This window comes from Methylomagnum ishizawai (assembly GCF_900155475.1).
Classification (GTDB): domain Bacteria; phylum Pseudomonadota; class Gammaproteobacteria; order Methylococcales; family Methylococcaceae; genus Methylomagnum; species Methylomagnum ishizawai_A.
In genome coordinates this window covers 1,180,123-1,198,564 of the sequence record NZ_FXAM01000001.1, presented here as the reverse complement: position 1 = coordinate 1,198,564, position 18,442 = coordinate 1,180,123, and the positions used below count along the sequence as shown (strand labels likewise).

Annotated in this window: 15 protein-coding genes and 1 riboswitch; of the genes, 11 read left to right on the top strand and 4 right to left on the bottom strand. The window is 62.7% G+C overall.

The genetic code is table 11. The annotated features are described in order from the left end of the window. Positions 1-249: 249 nt before the first annotated feature. Positions 250-759, bottom strand: a complete 510-nt coding sequence (locus B9N93_RS05305; protein WP_085211540.1) for a hypothetical protein — start codon at positions 757-759, stop codon at positions 250-252. A gap of 605 nt (positions 760-1,364) precedes the next feature. Here B9N93_RS05305 and B9N93_RS05300 point away from each other — a divergent pair. From B9N93_RS05300 to arsB, 5 genes are all read left to right on the top strand, one after another. Next, positions 1,365-1,613, top strand: coding sequence for a hypothetical protein (locus tag B9N93_RS05300; RefSeq protein WP_125468847.1), 249 nt, complete (start codon positions 1,365-1,367; stop codon positions 1,611-1,613). A gap of 400 nt (positions 1,614-2,013) precedes the next feature. Continuing rightward, positions 2,014-2,358, top strand: coding sequence for an ArsR/SmtB family transcription factor (locus tag B9N93_RS05295; RefSeq protein WP_085211536.1), 345 nt, complete (start codon positions 2,014-2,016; stop codon positions 2,356-2,358). A gap of 61 nt (positions 2,359-2,419) precedes the next feature. Further along, positions 2,420-2,863 carry an ArsI/CadI family heavy metal resistance metalloenzyme gene (locus tag B9N93_RS05290; protein ID WP_085211534.1) on the top strand — a complete coding sequence of 148 codons (444 nt, stop codon included), beginning with the start codon at positions 2,420-2,422 and terminating at the stop codon, positions 2,861-2,863. After that, positions 2,860-3,381 (top strand): arsenate reductase ArsC, encoded by a 522-nt coding sequence (locus tag B9N93_RS05285; protein WP_085211532.1) that lies wholly within the window; start codon positions 2,860-2,862, stop codon positions 3,379-3,381. Before B9N93_RS05290 ends, B9N93_RS05285 begins: the two co-directional genes overlap by 4 nt. Next, positions 3,378-4,457 (top strand): ACR3 family arsenite efflux transporter, encoded by a 1,080-nt coding sequence (gene arsB / locus B9N93_RS05280; RefSeq protein ID WP_085211530.1) that lies wholly within the window; start codon positions 3,378-3,380, stop codon positions 4,455-4,457. Before B9N93_RS05285 ends, arsB begins: the two co-directional genes overlap by 4 nt. A 65-nt stretch (positions 4,458-4,522) precedes the next feature. Here the strand turns inward: arsB and B9N93_RS05275 are convergent, their stop codons facing one another. Next, positions 4,523-5,338 carry a HoxN/HupN/NixA family nickel/cobalt transporter gene (locus B9N93_RS05275; protein WP_085211528.1) on the bottom strand — a complete coding sequence of 272 codons (816 nt, stop codon included), beginning with the start codon at positions 5,336-5,338 and terminating at the stop codon, positions 4,523-4,525. A gap of 92 nt (positions 5,339-5,430) precedes the next feature. Here B9N93_RS05275 and nikR point away from each other — a divergent pair, with 92 nt between their 5' ends. Together nikR and B9N93_RS05265 are read left to right on the top strand one after the other, a co-directional pair. Beyond that, on the top strand, positions 5,431-5,880 hold the full coding sequence (gene nikR / locus B9N93_RS05270) for a nickel-responsive transcriptional regulator NikR (protein WP_085211526.1): 450 nt from the start codon (positions 5,431-5,433) through the stop codon (positions 5,878-5,880). Between the two features lie 215 nt (positions 5,881-6,095). Beyond that, positions 6,096-6,317 (top strand): cysteine-rich CWC family protein, encoded by a 222-nt coding sequence (locus tag B9N93_RS05265; protein WP_085211524.1) that lies wholly within the window; start codon positions 6,096-6,098, stop codon positions 6,315-6,317. 52 nt (positions 6,318-6,369) lie between these two features. On the opposite strand, the gene metE is transcribed toward B9N93_RS05265, so the two are convergent. Next, positions 6,370-8,664: a 5-methyltetrahydropteroyltriglutamate--homocysteine S-methyltransferase gene (gene metE / locus B9N93_RS05260; RefSeq protein ID WP_085216177.1), complete on the bottom strand. Its 2,295-nt coding sequence runs from the start codon at positions 8,662-8,664 to the stop codon at positions 6,370-6,372. A 111-nt stretch (positions 8,665-8,775) separates the two neighbouring features. Here metE and B9N93_RS05255 point away from each other — a divergent pair, with 111 nt between their 5' ends. The 4 genes from B9N93_RS05255 to B9N93_RS05240 all read left to right on the top strand — a co-directional run bounded on the left by B9N93_RS05255 (position 8,776) and on the right by B9N93_RS05240 (position 17,062). Beyond that, positions 8,776-9,678, top strand: a complete 903-nt coding sequence (locus B9N93_RS05255) for a LysR family transcriptional regulator (RefSeq protein ID WP_217807270.1) — start codon at positions 8,776-8,778, stop codon at positions 9,676-9,678. Positions 9,679-9,721: 43 nt separating this feature from the next. Next, positions 9,722-9,937: riboswitch (cobalamin riboswitch) on the top strand. 110 nt (positions 9,938-10,047) lie between these two features. Then, on the top strand, positions 10,048-12,441 hold the full coding sequence (locus B9N93_RS24475; RefSeq protein WP_125468846.1) for a PKD domain-containing protein: 2,394 nt from the start codon (positions 10,048-10,050) through the stop codon (positions 12,439-12,441). Between the two features lie 50 nt (positions 12,442-12,491). Beyond that, positions 12,492-14,588 carry a TonB-dependent receptor gene (locus B9N93_RS05245; protein WP_085211520.1) on the top strand — a complete coding sequence of 699 codons (2,097 nt, stop codon included), beginning with the start codon at positions 12,492-12,494 and terminating at the stop codon, positions 14,586-14,588. A 155-nt stretch (positions 14,589-14,743) separates the two neighbouring features. Then, on the top strand, positions 14,744-17,062 hold the full coding sequence (locus tag B9N93_RS05240; protein WP_085211519.1) for a DUF4465 domain-containing protein: 2,319 nt from the start codon (positions 14,744-14,746) through the stop codon (positions 17,060-17,062). Positions 17,063-17,271: 209 nt separating this feature from the next. On the opposite strand, the gene B9N93_RS05235 is transcribed toward B9N93_RS05240, so the two are convergent. Beyond that, entirely contained in the window at positions 17,272-18,417 is a 1,146-nt protein-coding gene (locus B9N93_RS05235; RefSeq protein WP_085211518.1) for a cytochrome-c peroxidase, read from the bottom strand. Positions 18,418-18,442 lie beyond the last annotated feature (25 nt).

Below are 18,442 nucleotides of genomic sequence, written 5' to 3'. Positions count from 1 at the left end.
TGTGGGAGGGTTGGAGGCTTACGGACGAGCGGCTTGGTCATGGATTACTCCTGGGTAAGACCCCGACGCCTCGAATGTGAGGTCGAGCGGGTACCCAGCAGCTCAGCCAAATGGGCAAGAAAAACAACCCACCTCGATGAGGACCGGTTGCGACGATGAAGAAGGGCTAAATCTATAAGCCCAGGAGTTTATACCTCATGCGGTTTAACGGCGTCCAGTGGCCTGAATGCGCCTCTATGGCCCCATCCATCAGCCGAGAACCGCCTCCAGGGTCTCGCTGGGCGAAAGGTAAAGCAGGCTCACCGACAGTTCCCTGGCGGCGTCCTGAGCCTGTTTGAGGCTCGCGCCCATCATGCGCTCGGCCAGCAAAGGAGCGGTGTCGATGACCATCATCACGGGGTGGAAGGTAGAGCCCCGCGCCTGGGCTTCCTGGCGGTGCGCCGCCAGTTTCTCGATGTCGAAAACGATTTCCCTGGCCGACAGCCTGCCACCGCTGCGCTCGGATGCCTTGACCTCAATCGCGAGCAGGAGGTGGCGAAGCGTGGCTCTGTTGTTGCGCCTGCGCCAGTCGCCCTCGATTCCCGGCGAGAACAAGCAGACATCGGGAATGGGCTCGAATCCACCCTGGAAGCCCTCCCGCTTCCTGGCGTCGAGGGTTTTGAACAGGTCGGATACCAGGTTGGAAATCCACATCTTCACATTCATGCCGACCTGTTGGGCGGGCACCTGACCCTGGTTCCGCAGGGAGCTGTACACCATCGCCTGATAGTGCAGTTCGGAGCCGAGTACCTGGCGGCATTCCGTCACGATATGGGGCTAGGCGGTCATCAACCGCTGGAGGACGTCTTGTTCGGTTTCCATGGGGTCCTTTTTTCTCTGTGTCCATGTGGACACGGGCTGTCCGGTGCCCCAATTTTACAAAAATCCTCGCCCAAGCCGACTTTGTAAGCGCCTTTCCGTGGTTTCATGGCTGGGAAATGTCCCGAAACCGCGAGTTCATGCCATGCAGACCACCATCGTCCTACGCCCCGCCGAGGCCAGTGACTACCTGACCCAGGCCGGGTTTCCGCTTTCCCCCAGAGCCCAGCCCTTTCAAAGTGGTTTACCCGGTTGGCGAAATCGGGTTATGTAAGTCCCTGATTTTGCTGTGGCCCATGTCGCCGTTGGTGGCGTCCTACGCTTCGACACAGAAAAATGGCCTTTTCAACCCATTGATTTAGAAGGGCTATTTTTACACTTTGAAAGGGCTGCCCCAGAGCCCTACAGGAGCGCCGCAAGAAGAACCAGCCCCCGGCTTTTCGCCGGATCGGCAACCGCCCGGTCTACAAGCCCGAAGACCTCCGGGCGTTCCTGGAGGGCCAGCCGTGAGCAGCAAGCCCTTCGTTGACCATATGGACATCGTGGTCCTGACCGAACTGCTGGCCGGGAAGGCCATCGAGTCCACCGAACTGCAAGCCCGCTACGGCGTGAGTTCGATTGCGCCCAACCTCAACCGCCTGCGGAACCGGGGCCTCAAGGTGGAAACCACCTCCCGGACGGCCACCAACGGCAAAAAGCTGGCCCCCCCCGCATTTGGTCCTGGCGCATCCTCCCGGCCTACCTTCCGGCGATGAGGAACAAGTTCCTGACCGCCTATACCGATCCCTTGACCCTGCATTTCGACATTGGCGCTTGAGACTCCCGCCGATGCCGAAAAGGGTCAGGGACACAATGACCCGCCCAAAGGGTCAGATTGTCCCTCCCATTTCAACCACCCGACCCCATGAGGAAATCCTATGAACCTTACCGACGACCTACCGAACCTGTTCCTTGACGTCCACGAAAAAGGCTTAACTTGGGACTGATGGCCTTACAAGCTTTCCATGAGCGCGGGCTTTACCTACCGGTGAATCCAAACGGGTGCAAGCCGTGGCGGATCAATTACCGCTTCGCCGGATGAGCGCCGCCCGCCGGGCTTGCAATGGATTTGAAGAACGCGCTTGCATATGAAAATATTTCCATTAACATGGAAATATGGAAACAAGAACCGCTGTCGCCGCCCTGGCGGCCCTCGCCCAGGACTCCCGCCTCGCCATCTTCCGCCTCTTGGTCCAGGTCGGCCCTGAAGGGTTGCCTGCCGGGAAGATCGGGGAAACCTTGGGGATTCCGCCGTCCTCGCTGACCTTCCACATGAAAGAACTGAGCCATGCGGGCCTCGTGCAATCCCGTCAGGAAAGCCGCTTCGTGATCTATTCGGCCAACTACACGGCGATGAATGAATTGCTCGCCTTCCTGATGGAGAACTGCTGCGGTGGCCAGCCGTGTCCGGCCACGCCGCCATCGGGATGTCCGGGCGCGGACGGGCCTCCCACTCCATAACCGATGGACCCACTCCGCCACACCACGCTGTTTCAACCCACCACCGTCCGGGAGCTTTCTCATGAAACGATTCCATGTCCATCTCGCCGTCGAGAACCTAGAAGACAGCATCCGCTTTTACAGTGCGCTGTTCCAGGCCGCGCCCACAGTCCGCGAAGCCGACTACGCCAAGTGGATGCTGGACGATCCCCGCGTCAATTTCGCCCTCTCGGCGCGGGGCCGCGAACCCGGCCTGGACCATCTGGGGATACAAGTCGATTTCGGCGATGAACTCGAATCCGTCCGCCAGGGTTTGAGCGCCGCCGCCCTGCCGGTCGAAGCGCAGGGCCGGGCCGCCTGCTGCTATGCCGAGTCCGACAAATACTGGTCGCTCGATCCCCAAGGCGTCGCCTGGGAAGCCTTCCACACGCTGAAATCGATCCCGATGTTCGGCGCGGACACGGTGGTCCGGCTGGAGCCGAAGTCCGCCTGTTGTCCAGGTTCCAAGACCGGGGATCGCCCATGACCGCGAAACAACCGCTCCACATCCTGGTCCTTTGCACCGGCAACTCCTGCCGCAGCGTCCTAGGCGAAGCCTTGATCAACCATCTTGGCGGGGACCGTCTCCGGGCTTACAGCGCCGGGAGCCACCCCATAGGCCGCATCAATCCGGGGGCACTCGCCACCCTGGCACGCCATGGCTTGCCGACCGCAGGCTATAAGAGCCAATCCTGGGAGGAATTCGAGGAGGCCGGGATCGATATCCTGATCTCGGTCTGCGATTCGGCGGGCGGCGAGACCTGCCCGGTTTATCTCGGCAAGGCGGTCCGGGGCCATTGGGGCTTGCCCGACCCGGCCCATGTGACGGGCACCCCGGAAGAAATCGAAGCCGCCTTCGAAGCGACCTACGCCGCCCTGGAACAACGCATCCAGAAGCTCCTGGCCTTGCCGTTCGAGACGATGGCGGGACCGGAACTCTCCGCCGCGCTGAACCGGATCGGCGAGGACACCCCCGGCGGTTGCAAGGAGGTCCAGCGGTCATGAACACCATCGCAACCACCGCGGCCGCACCCAAGCACATGAGCCTGTTCGACCGTTATCTCACGGTCTGGGTGGCGCTGTGCATGGGGATCGGCGTCGCCCTGGGCAAATTGCTGCCGGAACCGGTCGCCGCCATCCGCGGCATGGAGGTTTCCCACATCAACCTACCGATAGCCGCGCTGATCTGGCTGATGATCACCCCCATGATGTTGAAGGTGGATTTCGGCGCTGTGGCCGATGTGGGCCGGAATCCCAAGGGGCTCTTGGTCACGCTGTTCGTGAACTGGCTGGTGAAGCCGTTCGGGATGGCCTTGCTGGGCTGGCTGTTTTTCAAGCACCTGTTCCTGCCCTGGATCGGCCCGGAGATGGCGGACCAATACACCGCCGGGGTCATCATCCTAGCCGCCGCGCCCTGCACGGCCATGGTGTTCGTGTGGAGCTACCTGACCGACGGCGATCCCGCCTATACCCTGGTCCAGGTGGCGGTGAACGACCTCATCATGCTCGGGCTGTTCGCGCCCATCGTGAAGTTCCTGGTGGCGGGCACCTCCGGCCTCGACGTGCCGTTCGATGTGCTGCTGTGGTCGGTGGTCGTGTTCATCGTGATCCCGCTGACGGCGGGTGTATTGACCCGCAATGGGTTGTTACGATCCAAGGGCAAGGCGTGGTTCGAGCAAGCCTTCCTGCCGCGCCTGCACCCCATCGCGATTTCCGCGCTGCTGCTGACCCTGGTCCTGATTTTCGCCTTCCAGGCCGACAACATCACGGGCCGCTGGCTGCACGTGGGCCTGATCGCCATCCCCATCCTGATCCAGGTCTATTTCAACTCGTCCCTGGTTTATGGCCTGATGAAGCTGTTCAAGGTGAACTATGCCGTGGCCGCGCCGGGCGCCCTGATCGGAGCCAGCAACTTCTTCGAACTCGCGGTCGCGACCGCCATCGCCCTGTTCGGCCCGGAATCCGGCGCGGCGCTCGCCACCGTCGTGGGCGTGCTGGTGGAAGTTCCGGTGATGCTGTCGGTCTGCGCCGTGTGCAACCGGACCCGCCATTGGTTCCCGCCGCCTGTCAAAACCGCCTGAATATTCCCGCCGGAGGAACCATGTCGCCTGGCTTCCCGGCGGGCTCCCTTTGCCATCCGTCCCGGTCAGGCCGCTTTGCAAAAACGGGCACGGGCGAAAGCCCAAGCCACGGCGAAAACGGCGCAGAGGACGCCGACCACCCCCAAGCCCACGGACAATTCGGACCCCTCCATCCAGGCGCCGACCTGGGGCGAAAGATATTTGGCCACCCCCAACGCCGCCACTGCCAAGCTGAGGACGGCCACGGTCAGTCCCATGATGCGGGAGGCGATCCGCCCTGTCCGATCCGCCCGCCGCAGCAGCCGCCAAATCCATAGGCCATTGATGCCATCGGTGGTCAACATCCCCAGCATGAAGACCAGCCCCAACCCGGCGGCACGGGGCCAGTCGCCGGGGGAACCGGTCCCCAGGGCGAACACGGTCGCCTGGCTCAGGGTATCGAAGGACAGGGCGAACAACGCCCCCACCAGCGCGACCAGGGCAGGTTGGCCGGCCCTTTGCAAACCTCCCAGCCAGCGCCCCTTGACGCCCACGACCCGGACCTCCTGGCCGGAGGGCGTCAGGAGGACCGCGAACAGGTTGGCCAAGCCGAGCAAGCCCAGGAAGAAAACCGAAACCAAGGTGCCGAAACCTTCCATCCAGCCCGGCACCGCCCAAGACCGCGCCGCCAGACTGGCCACCGCAGCCACCGCGATGACCACCCCGCCATGCCCGAGGGAAAACAGGACGCCGCAGTACCGCGCCCACCGGGGATTGGCCCGGCTGTTGTACCGGATCAGCCCGTCGATGGTGGATAGATGATCGGCGTCGAAGCCGTGCTTCAAGCCCAGCGCGAACACCAAGGCCGTCAACAATAATGTGTCCTGTGGCAAGGCTTGCACGCGGCCTCCTCAAGTTTGGATGCGGGAACCCCCCGGTTCCTACGCTAAAATCGCCGGAATATCCCAGCGGAAATTCCCCGGATTTTTAATTTATGGAACGTATCACCATTTCCCTCGACGAAGCGCTGGCCAAGAATTTCGACGCGCTGATCCAAGCCCGTGGCTATGCCAACCGCTCCGAGGCGGTGCGCGACATGTTGCGCCGGGAACTGGAAGCGGCGCGACTCGCCACGGACGCCGCCCCCTATTGCGTGGCCAGCCTGTCCTATGTCTACAACCACCATGAACGGCGCTTGGCGGAGCGCTTGACCGAACTCCAGCATCAAGCCCATGGCCTGGTCGTGTCCGCCATGCATGTCCACCTCGATCACGCACACTGCATGGAAACGCTGTTCCTGCGCGGCCCGACCCAGGAAATCCGCAGGTTCGCGGATGCCATGGCGGCGGAGCGCGGCGTGCGGCATAGCGTACTGAACCTGGTGGCGGTGGACGCCGATTCGACCGATCCCCACCACCACGGGCATTGCCACCCGCTCAGTTGAGCGGCTCATTCGGCCCCCGACCCAATGGGTTCCCGCCCGGAAACCGCCGGTTTGATATGAAGATTTTATAAAAGATCATACACGCCTCGGCGGGGTCTTGACCATGGTCATCCCCGCTGCCGTCGATAGTGCCCGCCCTTCCTGCCAACGCGCCAGGGCGTTGCCCCACCCATCAGCGGGACCGGCTAGGCTAGGGCACCTGCCCAGGAGGAAACATGACCGACCAGAAGCATGAAGCGAAAACCTGCCCGCGTTGTGCGCGGGAGTTCGTTTGCAAGGCCAACCGCATCCACCAATGCGGTTGTATGGAAGTACGCTTGTCGCGGGAAACGGTGGACCATATCCGGCAAACCTACGACGGCTGCCTTTGCGTCGCCTGCTTGGCGCTCTTGGAAAGCAGCACCGATGTTCGATTGGATGCGCTCCGCTGGCCGTAGGGTGGGCATGTACTTATGCCCACCATTTCCGGGCCGGGACTTTCGACGGGAATCAGTCCACCGTGGCACGTAGGGTCTTGGCCGCGGCGACCATATGGGTCAGGGCCGGGATGACCTCGCTCCACTGCCGGGTTTTGAGTCCGCAGTCGGGATTGACCCACAGCCGCTCCGCCGGGATGCGCTCGGCGGCTTTTTTCATCAGCGCCACGATATGTTCCTGGGTCGGGATGTTGGGCGAGTGGATGTCGTACACGCCCGGCCCGATCTCGTTCGGGTAGTTGAAGCTATCGAAGGCGTCGAGCAATTCCATGTCGGAACGCGAGGTTTCGATGGTGATGGCGTCGGCGTCCATGGCGGCGATGGAGGCGATGATGTCGTTGAATTCCGAATAGCACATGTGGGTATGGATTTGGGTCTCGTCCCGCACCCCGTTGGCGGCGATGCGGAAGGATGCCACCGCCCAGTCCAAATACGCCTGCCATTGCGACCGCCGCAGCGGCAACCCCTCGCGCAGCGCCGCCTCGTCGATCTGGATCACCCGCAGGCCGGCCCGTTCCAGGTCCAGCACTTCCTCGCGGATGGCCAGGGCCAATTGTTGGCAGGACACCGAGCGCGGTTGGTCGTCGCGCACGAAGGACCAGTTGAGGAGCGTCACCGGGCCGGTCAGCATCCCCTTCATCGGCTTGTGGGTCAGGGATTGCGCGTAGGCGATCCATTCCACGGTCATGGCCTTGGGGCGGCTGATATCGCCGAACAGGATGGGCGGCTTCACGCAGCGCGACCCATAGGATTGCACCCAGCCGAATTGGCTGAAGGCATAGCCGTCCAATTGCTCGCCGAAATACTCCACCATGTCGTTGCGCTCGGCCTCGCCATGCACGAACACATCCAGGCCCAGGGCTTCCTGTTCGCGGACGCTGCGGGCGATCTCGGCCCGCATCGCCGCCTGATAGGTGACCGCATCGATCTCCCCGGCCTTGAACTGGCGGCGCGCCCAGCGGATTTCGGCGGTCTGCGGGAAGGAACCGATGGTGGTGGTAGGAAACTTGGGTAGTTTCAGCCGCGCGGCCTGCTTGGGTGCGCGTTGGGCGTAGGGGCTTTGGCGCTGGCCGAGCCCGGCGTCGATCCCGGCCAGGGCGGCTTTGACCTTGGGATTGTGGACGCGCGGGGAATGGCGGCGGGATTCGATGGCGGCGCGGTGGGCGTCCAACTCGGCCCGCACGGCGGCGCGGCCCTGGTTCAACGCGGTGGCGAGCAAGGCGAGTTCGCCCAGCTTCTGCTTGGCGAAGGCCAGCCACGATTTGATTTCCCGGTCGAGGTTCTCCTCGCTGTCCAAATCCACCGGCACATGCAGCAGCGAGCAGGACGGCGCGATCCACAAGCGGGCGCCCAGCCGTTCCGCCAGCGGCTCCAGCCAATCCAGCGCCGCGCCCAGGTCGGTCTTCCAGATATTACGGCCATTGACGACCCCCAGCGACAGCACCTTGTGCGGAGGCAAGGTATCGACCAGCGGCCAGATATCCTCGCGGCCCTGGCTGGCGTCGATGTGCAATCCCGCCACCGGCAGGTTCAGCGCCAAATGCCTGTTTTCGAGCAACTGGCCGAAGTAGGTCGCCAGCAGCAGCTTGACGCGGCAGCTTTTCAGCGCGTGGTAGGCGTGGTCGTAGGCGTGCCGCCAGTCCGCGTCCAGTTCCGTCACCAGCAGCGGCTCGTCGATCTGCACCCACTCGACGCCCTGCGCCGCCAAGGTTTCCAACAGTTCGGCGTAGACGGGCAGCAGGCGTTCCAACAGGGCGAGCTTGCCGGAGCCGTCCTTGGCTTTGCCCAACGCCAGGTAGGTCACGGGGCCGATGATGACCGGCTTGGCCGCGACGCCCTGGGCCTGGGCTTCGGCCCATTGTTCCAGCAAGCGGGAGGCGTCCAGCTTGAAGGTGGTGGTGGCGGTGAATTCGGGGACGATGTAGTGGTAGTTGGTATCGAACCACTTGGTCATCTCGCCAGCCGCCACCCCGCCACAGCACCCCGCCTGCTCGTCGGCGACAGGGGCCGAACGGCCACGCGCCACGCGGAAATAGTTGTCCAGCGCGTCGCCGTGGAAACCCAGCACGCGCTCGGGCAGGTTGCCCAGGGTGAAGCTCATGTCCAGCACCTGGTCGTAGAAGGCGAAATCGCCGACCGGCGCGAAGTCGAGCGCCGCTTGCTCCGCCCAGTGGCGGCGGCGTAGTTCGGCACCCAGGACTTCGAGTTCGGCGCGGGAAGATCGCCCTTTCCAGTAGGATTCCAGGGCGGATTTGAGTTCGCGTTGGGCGCCGATGCGCGGAAAACCGAGATTGTGGGTGGTGACCATGTTGCAAACCTTGCGAAGATGAAAGGTGGCCATGCTAAACACCCCGGCTTATGAATTAAAATGGTATTAATTCACCCATCGATTAACTTTCTTCATGGATCAGCCGCCCCCATGCCCCGCCTGGAACGCGCCCACCTCGAAATCGTCCGCGCCGTCGAACAGCATGGCTCGCTGACCGCCGCCGCCGAAAAACTGCACCTGACCCAGTCCGCGCTCAGCCATAGCATCCGCAAACTGGAACACCAACTCGGGTTGCCGGTCTGGCACCGCGAGGGCCGCCGCCTGCGCTTAACCCAGGCCGGCGAATATCTGCTGGCGGTCGCCCACCGGCTGTTGCCGCAACTCGAACACGCCGAGGAGCGCCTCGGGCAGTTCGCCTCGGGCGAGCGCGGCACCTTGCGTATCGGCATGGAATGCCACCCCTGCTACCAATGGCTGCTGAAGATCGTGGCACCCTACCTCGCCGCGTGGCCGAGGGTGGATGTGGACGTGAAGCAAAAATTCCGGTTCGGCGGCATCGGCGCCTTGTTCGGCTACGAGATCGACCTGCTGGCGACGCCCGACCCGCTGCACAAGCCGGGCCTGGTCTTCGAGCCGGTATTCGACTACGAGCAGGTGCTGGTCGTGGGTCCGGGCCATCCCCTGCGCGAGTTGGCGTATGTGGAGCCGCGGCACCTGGCCGGCGAGACCTTGATCACCTACCCGGTCGCCATCGACCGGCTCGATATCTACACCCAATTCCTCACCCCGGCCGGCATCGGCCCTAAACGCCACAAGCCCATCGAAAGCACCGACATCCTGTTGCAGATGGTCGCCAGCGGGCGCGGCGTGGCGGCGCTGCCGCGCTGGCTGGTCGAAGAACAGGCGGCGCGGTTCGCCGTCCAGGCGGTCAAGCTGGGGCGGGCGGGCGTGGCCAAGCGGATTTTCCTGGGCTTGCGCGAGGAGGACGCTGGACTCGACTACCTGCGGGCCTTCGTCGATCTGGCGCGCGGCTATCGCGCGGGTCCGCGCTGAAACCGCCTGCCGTCCGGCTTGCACATGGGCCACGGTCGGCTTAATATCCGGCACTCTTTCAGGTGCCGCGGGCCTTCCCTGGTCCGCGCTTAAACAGGAAGCCGGTGATGCCGTCCAACGGCCAAAGCCGACGCTGCCCCCGCAACGGTAGATAAGTTAAACCTCCTCGAATACGCCACTGTGCAACGCATGGGAAGGCCGGGGATGGGGCGATACGCCGCTTATGAGCCCGGAGACTGGCCTGTAAGATTGTTCGAGACAGCGGTGGGCTGTTGGCGAAATTTCCAGAGTCCATCCTCTGCCTTTTCGTCCGTCCGCGCTTTGCTCCCAGCCATCCACCCCATCTGCGAAGCGGCGCGGCGGTATCCCATGTCCAGCATTCCATCCATCCGGGCGGTTCACCCGTCGCAAGCGGGTATCGCGCGAACAGCGCCAGTTTCCATCCGCACCGTCGCCAAGGGCGTTGACAACATCGGCACCCTCCCGCTAGGCGTGCTGATGGCCGCTTGCTTGCTGGTATCCGCCACCGACCTGCACGCCGGACCTTTCGCCCCGGCGGCCGGCCAAGCCGGCTCGACCGCAATCGCGAAGGGCAGTCCGCTGTTCACCGCCTGGGCCACCGGGTGGCAGGATTATCGGCCCGGCACCGATGTCGATGCCGGCTGGCAAACCCCGCCAAAAGCCCTAGGGCCAGCCGTGGGCGATGCTTACGATATCGTCTCGCTCGGCAACGGCGGCAGTATTACCCTGACGTTCGCCCAACCCATCGCGGACGGCGATGGCAGCGATTTTGCCGTTTTCGAAAACAGCCTCAGCGATACCTTCCTGGAACTGGCCTGGGTGGAAGTATCATCCAACGGCACGGATTTTTACCGATTCCCCAATTATTCCTATACGCCATCGAAAGTAGGGGCTTTCGGGGCCGTCGATCCCACCAATATCGACGGCCTCGCGGGGAAATACCGCCAAGGCTATGGTACCCCATTCGATTTGAGCGACCTATCAGGTATTCCCGACCTGGACCTGAATAATATCGGCTATGTCCGTATCAAGGATATCCTGGGTAATGGCACCGAACAGGATTCTTCGGGCAATCCCATATACGATCCCTATAAAACCACCGGCAGCGCCGGATTCGACCTGGACGCCATCGGCGTTATCCACCAGAAAACGCAAGCGGCGAACCGCGCCCCGGTGGCCGACGCCGGTGCGGATCAAACGGTGAACGGGGGAAGCGTGGTGCGATTGCAGGGGTCGGCGACCGACAGCGACGGCGTCATCGCCGCCTACCAATGGTCGCAAACCGCCGGGTCCGGGGTGGATTTGGCGGACGCCGCCACCGCCACCCCGTCCTTCGCCGCGCCCACCGGCGGCGACGGCGTCCTCGAATTCCAACTGGTCGCCCTCGACAACGACGGCGCGTCGAGCGACGCCGACAGCGTGCGCATCACGGTCCGCAACAAGCCCCTGGCGGTCGCGGGCGACGACCGTTCCGCCTCCCCCCAGGAAACGCTCGCCTTGGACGGCAGCGCCAGCCAAGACCCCCAGGGCCAAGCCCTCGGCTACCAATGGACCCAGGTGGCCGGACCGCAGGCCGCCCTGAGCGACGCCCACGCGGCGCGACCGAGCCTCACCGTGCCGGTGGCGGCGGTGAACACCCAGATGAGTTTCCAGTTGGTGGTCACCGACCCCGACGGCAACGCCAGCGATCCGGCGGTCGTGAATATCATGATCAAGGTGGTCAATCATCCGCCCGTGGCCGAACTCCCGGAATCCCTCGGCATCCGGGCCGGTGCCACCCTGGTCCTGGACGGGACCGCCAGCTACGACCCCGACTTCGACGCCCTGGGCTACGCCTGGGAACAAACCTCCGGCCCCGCCGTGACCCTGTCCAGCCCGACGGCGGCAAAGCCCACCACGGTCGTCCCCCTGGCGGCCCTGGGCCAGACCCTGGGGTTCCGCCTCACCGTGTCCGACGGCAGCCTGCGCGACAGCCGCGAGACCCAGGTCGCCGTCACCGCCAACAACCCGCCCACGATCACCCCGGAACCCCGGCGCCTGGCCGCGCCAAACCAGGCAGTGATCCTCCACGCCACCGCCCTGGACCCCGACGGCGACGCCCTCCATTACCAATGGGAACAAACCGGCGGTCCCGCCGTGCCGCTCCAGGGTGCCGATGGCCCGGAACTGCGCCTGACCACCCCCGCCCTGGCCGACGGCACCGCGCAATCCCTGACCCTGCGCCTCACCGCCACCGACGACTTCGGCCCCGACCCCAGGTCGGCCAGCGCCGAATTCAACCTCCTGGTCACGGCGGACGGCACCGCCCTGGACTGCGGTTCGGCCCGGCCCAGCCGCGCCTCCCTCTGGCCCCCCAACCAGGGCTTCAAACCCGTCCACATCCTCGGCGTCACCGGCCCCAACGCCTACACCCTCGCCATCGACGCCGTTTCACAGGACGAACCCGTCAGGAATCCCAAACTCAAGGACAAAACCGGACCGGACGCCAAGATCGTCAAGCCCAGGGCCACGGCCAAAGAACCCAAGACCCAGCAAAGCGTCCTGCTCCGCGCCGAGCGCCAGGGCCGGGCCCGCAAAGGCCAACCCTTCACCGGCAATGGCCGGGTCTACACCGTCCGCTTCAGCGCCAACGACGGCGTCCAATCCTGCCAGGGGACGATCACCGTGCAGGTGCCTCCCAACAAGCAGGGAACCGCCGTCTTGGATACCGCCGCCTCATATAAATCGACACAGAAGCGTTGAGCGTTACCACCTGTCGATTGAGATCAATCGTTACGCCGGTATTACCGGCGATGCTCCAGCGGGCCGGATGGCTGGCGATTGCCCGAACGATGAAAATGCGTTTCCGCACGACGGAATTATTGAATCTGCTGGCTTCCGCAGGTCTGGCCATGGGGATAAGGCCCATCGAATCGGCCTGGGGTGATACCCTTAAAGATGAAGCCCATCAATTACCAGAAGTTACTGTTTATGACACGGCACCGGATCAACCCAAAAACATCACCGTCATCGACCGGAAAGCCATAGAAAACGCCCCTGGCAATTCTCTAATCGACTTATTGAGCCGGGAAGCCAACGTCAACTTAAGAAGTTCTACGGGGAATGATAAATTTGGTGGCGTAGATATTCGCGGTATGGGCGATACCTATTCCAGCAATGTGCTGGTATTGGTGGATGGCGTCAAATTGAATTCCCCCGATCTTTCCGGTGTCGATTTCACGACTTTATCCCTGGAGCAGATAGAGCGGGTTGAGATCATCCGCGGCGGCAACGGGGTCATGTACGGGGACGGCGCGGTCGGGGGCGTCATCAATATCGTCACCCGGCGCGGCAATCAGACCAAGGCGGACCTTTATGGCAACTATGGCAGCTTCGATACCCTGGACTCAAACTTGAACGCCTCTTTCAAAAGCGGTTCCACCCGCGCTTCCTTGAACGCCTTCCATAACCAGACCCATGGTTATCGGGAAAACTCGTTTCTCGACAAAAACCAAGCGACCGTCAACCTCGCTCATTCATTAACCCAGGCTTTGGAATTGCAGGCTGGATTCCGATTCCACGACGATCGATACGGTTTACCCGGTCCGGTCGATTATAGCGTGATCAATAACGCGCAATTACGCCGCGCAGCCTCCACACCCGATGGCGGCGGCAAAACCCGCGATTACATGGGCCAGGCCGGTGGCTCCATGGATTGGGGTCCCGTGGGCTCGACCGTGCTGAAATGGTCCTACCGGTATCGGGATAATCCTTATGAAGCGGCCAACTATTGGTCCACTGGAGACAACGCGGTCGCCCCTTGGAAAAATACCTTCAAATTCCAGGAGGTAGATATTAGGCACCAACTGGCCTTTAATTCCGGCCCCATTGTTCAGGATTGGACCTTAGGGTATTTCGGGCGTTTCGGTTCGGCGGCCCGCAATGAAAATGGCCAAGATATTCCCGATCAAAGCGTGCAAAAAGATGCGGAATACACCAATCAGAGCGGTTTCATCAATACCCGCTGGAGTTTGCCCATACCCCTGGTAGTGGATGCCGGCTACCGGTATGACCGTTTCGCGATGCAGCGGCAGTCGGCGGCGCTCAAGCGGATGTGTACTTACGCGCCGGTTTTCCCGTATCGGCCCTTGGGTTGCGAAAATCGCTGGCTCGCACTAGACGACAGCAATAATACCTGGCAAAACTTCGCCGCCGATATAGGATTGACTTGGAATATGACGGACCATCTGGCATGGTATTTCGATTATAACCATAGTTATCGCAATCCGAATGCGGAAGAACTGGTGCTGAGCGCGCCGGATTTACACCCCCAGTCCGGCAATAATTTCGAGACGGGATGGCGGCTGCGCTTCCAAAGCGGAGGGCGGTTATCGCTGGCCTTGTTCAGGATGAGGAATGACCAGGAGATTTATTACGATAACCACGTCAACCGGAATTATGCGGACGCCACCTTACGGCAAGGGCTGGAGTTTAGTGGGCGCTTGATGCCGATGGATACACTCAGCTTGTCGGGCAATTTCGGTTTCATCGACGCCCGTTTTGAAAACACCGGACTCAAGGTGCCGCTGGTGCCGGAACTGACCGGCCAAGTCAGCCTGCTGTGGCAGGCCACGACCCAACTAAGCCTTAGCGTTTCCGCCGAGTTTATCGGCTCGCGCAGCAATGGGGCGAATATCGCCCCCGGCGTCGACGCACCAAAACTCGATGCTTACCAAAGGGTGGATTTGAAAGCCTTTTACAAGCTGGGGGATGCCGAATTCTTCGCCGGCATCAATAACCTATTCGACGATTTTTATGAAACCACGGCGTATGGCCTGTCTTTTTATCCCATGCCGACCCGCCAGTTTTATGCCGGCTTGACCTATACCTTTTCATCTCCAGGAAATTAACCATGCGATAACGCCGCGTCCTTTCGGACTCAAAAGGTGCGGCCAATAGGCGCCGCACGGCAAGCGGCGGCATCCGGTGCAAGACACCGCGCCATCGCGCCCTATAGGAAGTGAAACCTTTCCCTTTGAATTTTGATTCTTTGCGAAAAATCATCATGAAACTTGAATGGCCTTCGATCACCTTGCTCAGCCTATCCCTGACCCCGCCACTCCAGGCGGCAACGGTCGTCAGTGATTTCGAGGATTTGGCCTTGGACCCCGACAGCTATTGGGCCGGACAAACCAATCCCTCCATACCCCAGGGCGAACCCAATCCAGGCACCTTCGTTTCAGGATTGGCGACCTTCTCGAATGCAATGACCGATTGGGGCGGGTTCACAACCGCGGTGGGTTGGGCCTATTCCAACATGACCGACGACACCACGCCGGGATATGGCAACCAGTACAGCGTCTATGCCGGGCAGGCCCACAGCGGTGGTCATTTTGGCGTGAACTACGTCGCTGGCGACGGGTCGCCCATCAGCTTCGCTCAAACGGTGCATGTCGATGGGTTTTATGTGACCAATACCACCTATGCGGCCTTGTCCATGCTGAACGGCGATAGTTTCGCGAAGAAATTCGGCGGGGCCAGCGGCGATGATGCCGATTGGCTGAAATTGACCGTTACCGGCTTGAAGGGCGGGCAGGAGTCCGGGACCGTGGATTTTTATCTGGCCGATTACAGGCCGGGCGACAACAGCCAGGATTATATCGTCAAGCGCTGGACGTGGTTGGACTTGTCGCCCCTGGGCGCGATTGACGGCTTGAAATTCGCCCTGTCTTCCTCCGATGTCGGCCAGTTCGGCATGAATACACCGGCCTATTTCGCGATGGACGACTTGAGCGCGGCCACGCTGTCCGCCCCGGTGGCCGACGCCGGCCCGGATCAAACGGTGAACGGAGGGAGCGTGGTGCGATTGCAGGGGTCGGCGACCGACAGCGACGGCGTCATCGCCGCCTACCAATGGTCGCAAACCGCCGGGTCCGGGGTGGATTTGGCGGACGCCGCCACCGCCACCCCGTCCTTCGCCGCGCCCACCGGCGGCGACGGCGTCCTCGAATTCCAACTGGTCGTCCTCGACAACGACGGCGCGTCGAGCGACGCCGACAGCGTGCGCATCACGGTCCGCAACAAGCCCCTGGCGGTCGCGGGCGACGACCGTTCCGCCTCCCCCCAGGAAACGCTGACCCTGGACGGCAGCGCCAGCCAAGACCCCCAGGGCCAAGCCCTCGGCTACCAATGGACCCAGGTGGCCGGACCGCAGGCCGCCCTGAGCGATGCCCACGCGGCGCGGCCAAGCCTCACCGTGCCGGTGGCGGCGGCGAACACCCAGATGAGTTTCCAGTTGGTGGTCACCGACCCCGACGGCAATGCCAGCGATCCGGCGGTTGTGAATATCATGATTAAACGGGTCAACCATGCCCCGGTGGCCGAACTCCCACAATTCATCCCGATCCGGGCTGGTGCCACCCTGGTCCTGGACGGGACCGCCAGCTACGACCCCGACTTCGACGCCCTGGGCTACGCCTGGGAACAAACTTCCGGCCCCGCCGTGACCCTGTCCAGCCCGACGGCGGCAAAGCCCACCACGGTCGTCCCCCTGGCGGCCCTGGGCCAGACCCTGGGGTTCCGCCTCACCGTGTCCGACGGCAGCCTGCGCGACAGCCGCGAGACCCAGGTCGCCGTCACCGCCAACAACCCGCCCATGATCACCCCGGAACCCCAGCGCCTGGCCGCGCCAAACCAGGCAGTGATCCTCCACGCCACCGCCCTGGACCCCGACGGCGACGCCCTCCATTACCAATGGGAACAAACCGGCGGTCCCGCCGTGCCGCTCCAGGGTGCCGATGGCCCGGAACTGCGCCTGACCACCCCCGCCTTGGCCGACGGCACCGCGCAATCCCTGACCCTGCGCCTCACCGCCACCGACGACTTCGGCCCCGACCCCAGGTCGGCCAGCGCCGAATTCAACCTCCTGGTCACGGCGGACGGCACCGCCCTGGACTGCGGTTCGGCCCGGCCCAGCCGCGCCTCCCTCTGGCCCCCCAACCAGGGCTTCAAATCCGTCCACATCCTCGGCGTCACCGGCCCCAACGCCTACACCCTCGCCATCGACGCCGTTTCACAGGACGAACCCGTCAGGAATCCCAAACTCAAGGACAAAACCGGACCGGACGCCAAGATCGTCAAGCCCAGGGCCACGGCCAAAGAACCCAAGACCCAGCAAAGCGTCCTGCTCCGCGCCGAGCGCCAGGGCCGGGCCCGCAAAGGCCAACCCTTCACCGGCAATGGCCGGGTCTACACCGTCCGCTTCAGCGCCAACGACGGCGTCCAATCCTGCCAGGGGACGATCACCGTGCAAGTGCCTCCCAACAAGCAGGGAACCGCCGTCTTGGATACCGCCGCCTCATATAAATCGACACAGAAGCGTTGAGGATATCCCCGCATCCATATCGCTTTTACGTGATGTCCGGCCCGGCGAGCGCATTTTCACGTCATTGATAGGGTGGGTACGTATTCCGTACCCACCGGGATTGCCCGGTTAAGCGGTGGGCATGGGTACATGCCCACCCTACGGCTGAGCGTACCCCCAAACCGGAAATGCTCTGGTGGGCACGTCAGGCCGGGGCAACGATGGCGCCGCTAAGGCTGATAGCCATCGGTCAGGGTTTGCAAGAACGCCACCAGATCATCCACTTCCTGCTCGGTCAGGTTCAAAGCACCCAGTTCGTCGTGGTTCACATTGCGCGGCATTTCGGGCGCGGGCCAACAGCCCTGGGCCAAGGCTTGCGCCTCCGGGGTCAACGGGTCCGGGCAGGCCGGTTTAATATCGCGGGTGTTGTAGAAATCCACCACCCCGCGCAAGGTCTTGAAATAACCGTTGTGCATATAGGGAGGAGTCTTGGCGATGTTCCGCAGGGTCTGCACCTTGAACTTGCCGTCCTCGGCGGGCTTTTTGACGAAGCCACCCAGCCCCTTGTCCACGAAGGCGGAACCCTCGGGGTTCAAATCCTTGGGCAAGGCATAGAACGGATTGTCCGGGTTCTTGGGTATCCCGATGTTGTCGTAGGTGTGGTCGGTGAACAGCGGCGGCGTGCCGTCCGCGCCGGGCCGGTCGGGATGGCAAGCGGCGCAATTACCCTTGTCCCCGGCCTCGAACACCTGCCGCCCGCGCCGCTCCTGCTCGGTGAATTGGGTTTTGCCCGCGAGGTAATAATCATATTTGGAAGTGAACGGCGCGAACACCCGCGTCCGTTCAAAGGCGGCGATGGCCTCGGCGATGCGGTCGTATGCCTTGCCGGTATTATCGAAAGCCCGCCGGCCATAGACCTTGAGGAATAAGGGCGCATATTCCGCCTGTTTCACCTTCCCCACCACGGTGGCCTTGTCCGGATTATCCATCTCCAAAGGATTCAGGAACGGACCCTTGGCCTGCTCCTTCAAAGTCGCCGCGCGGCCATCCAAGAATTGCCCCCCCACATACAAACCCTCCGCCTTGTCGAAATGGAACTTGGGAATGAAGGCGGTATACAGCGCGGTGGGCGTGTTGCGCGAACCCTTGAGTTCCGGGGACGCGCCTTCGGAAGTCGGAACATCCTGGTCGGGATCCCTGAAGAACAGGCCGGCATCGTGGCAAGTGGCGCAGGCCTGGCCCGGCGGGGTGGATAGATTGGTATCGAAAAACAATTGGCGGCCCAGTTGCGCCTTGCGGCTGATATTCGCGGCTTGGGCGTTCCCGTCCAAGGCCAGGGCCAAGGCGAGGAATGCGGCGGCATTGAATTTGTTCATGGAAAACCTGTACTTAGGAGATGGG

Excerpts from the sequence above, each read along its gene's own strand:
- B9N93_RS05305 (WP_085211540.1), bottom strand. The coding sequence starts at position 759 with ATGGTGTACAGCTCCCTGCGGAACCAGGGTCAGGTGCCCGCCCAACAG.
- B9N93_RS05295 (WP_085211536.1), top strand. The coding sequence starts at position 2,014 with ATGGAAACAAGAACCGCTGTCGCCGCCCTGGCGGCCCTCGCCCAGGAC.
- B9N93_RS05290 (WP_085211534.1), top strand. The coding sequence starts at position 2,420 with ATGAAACGATTCCATGTCCATCTCGCCGTCGAGAACCTAGAAGACAGC.
- B9N93_RS05285 (WP_085211532.1), top strand. The coding sequence starts at position 2,860 with ATGACCGCGAAACAACCGCTCCACATCCTGGTCCTTTGCACCGGCAAC.
- arsB (WP_085211530.1), top strand. The coding sequence starts at position 3,378 with ATGAACACCATCGCAACCACCGCGGCCGCACCCAAGCACATGAGCCTG.
- nikR (WP_085211526.1), top strand. The coding sequence starts at position 5,431 with ATGGAACGTATCACCATTTCCCTCGACGAAGCGCTGGCCAAGAATTTC.
- B9N93_RS05265 (WP_085211524.1), top strand. The coding sequence starts at position 6,096 with ATGACCGACCAGAAGCATGAAGCGAAAACCTGCCCGCGTTGTGCGCGG.
- metE (WP_085216177.1), bottom strand. The coding sequence starts at position 8,664 with ATGGTCACCACCCACAATCTCGGTTTTCCGCGCATCGGCGCCCAACGC.
- B9N93_RS05255 (WP_217807270.1), top strand. The coding sequence starts at position 8,776 with ATGCCCCGCCTGGAACGCGCCCACCTCGAAATCGTCCGCGCCGTCGAA.
- B9N93_RS24475 (WP_125468846.1), top strand. The coding sequence starts at position 10,048 with ATGTCCAGCATTCCATCCATCCGGGCGGTTCACCCGTCGCAAGCGGGT.
- B9N93_RS05245 (WP_085211520.1), top strand. The coding sequence starts at position 12,492 with ATGCTCCAGCGGGCCGGATGGCTGGCGATTGCCCGAACGATGAAAATG.
- B9N93_RS05240 (WP_085211519.1), top strand. The coding sequence starts at position 14,744 with ATGAAACTTGAATGGCCTTCGATCACCTTGCTCAGCCTATCCCTGACC.
- B9N93_RS05235 (WP_085211518.1), bottom strand. The coding sequence starts at position 18,417 with ATGAACAAATTCAATGCCGCCGCATTCCTCGCCTTGGCCCTGGCCTTG.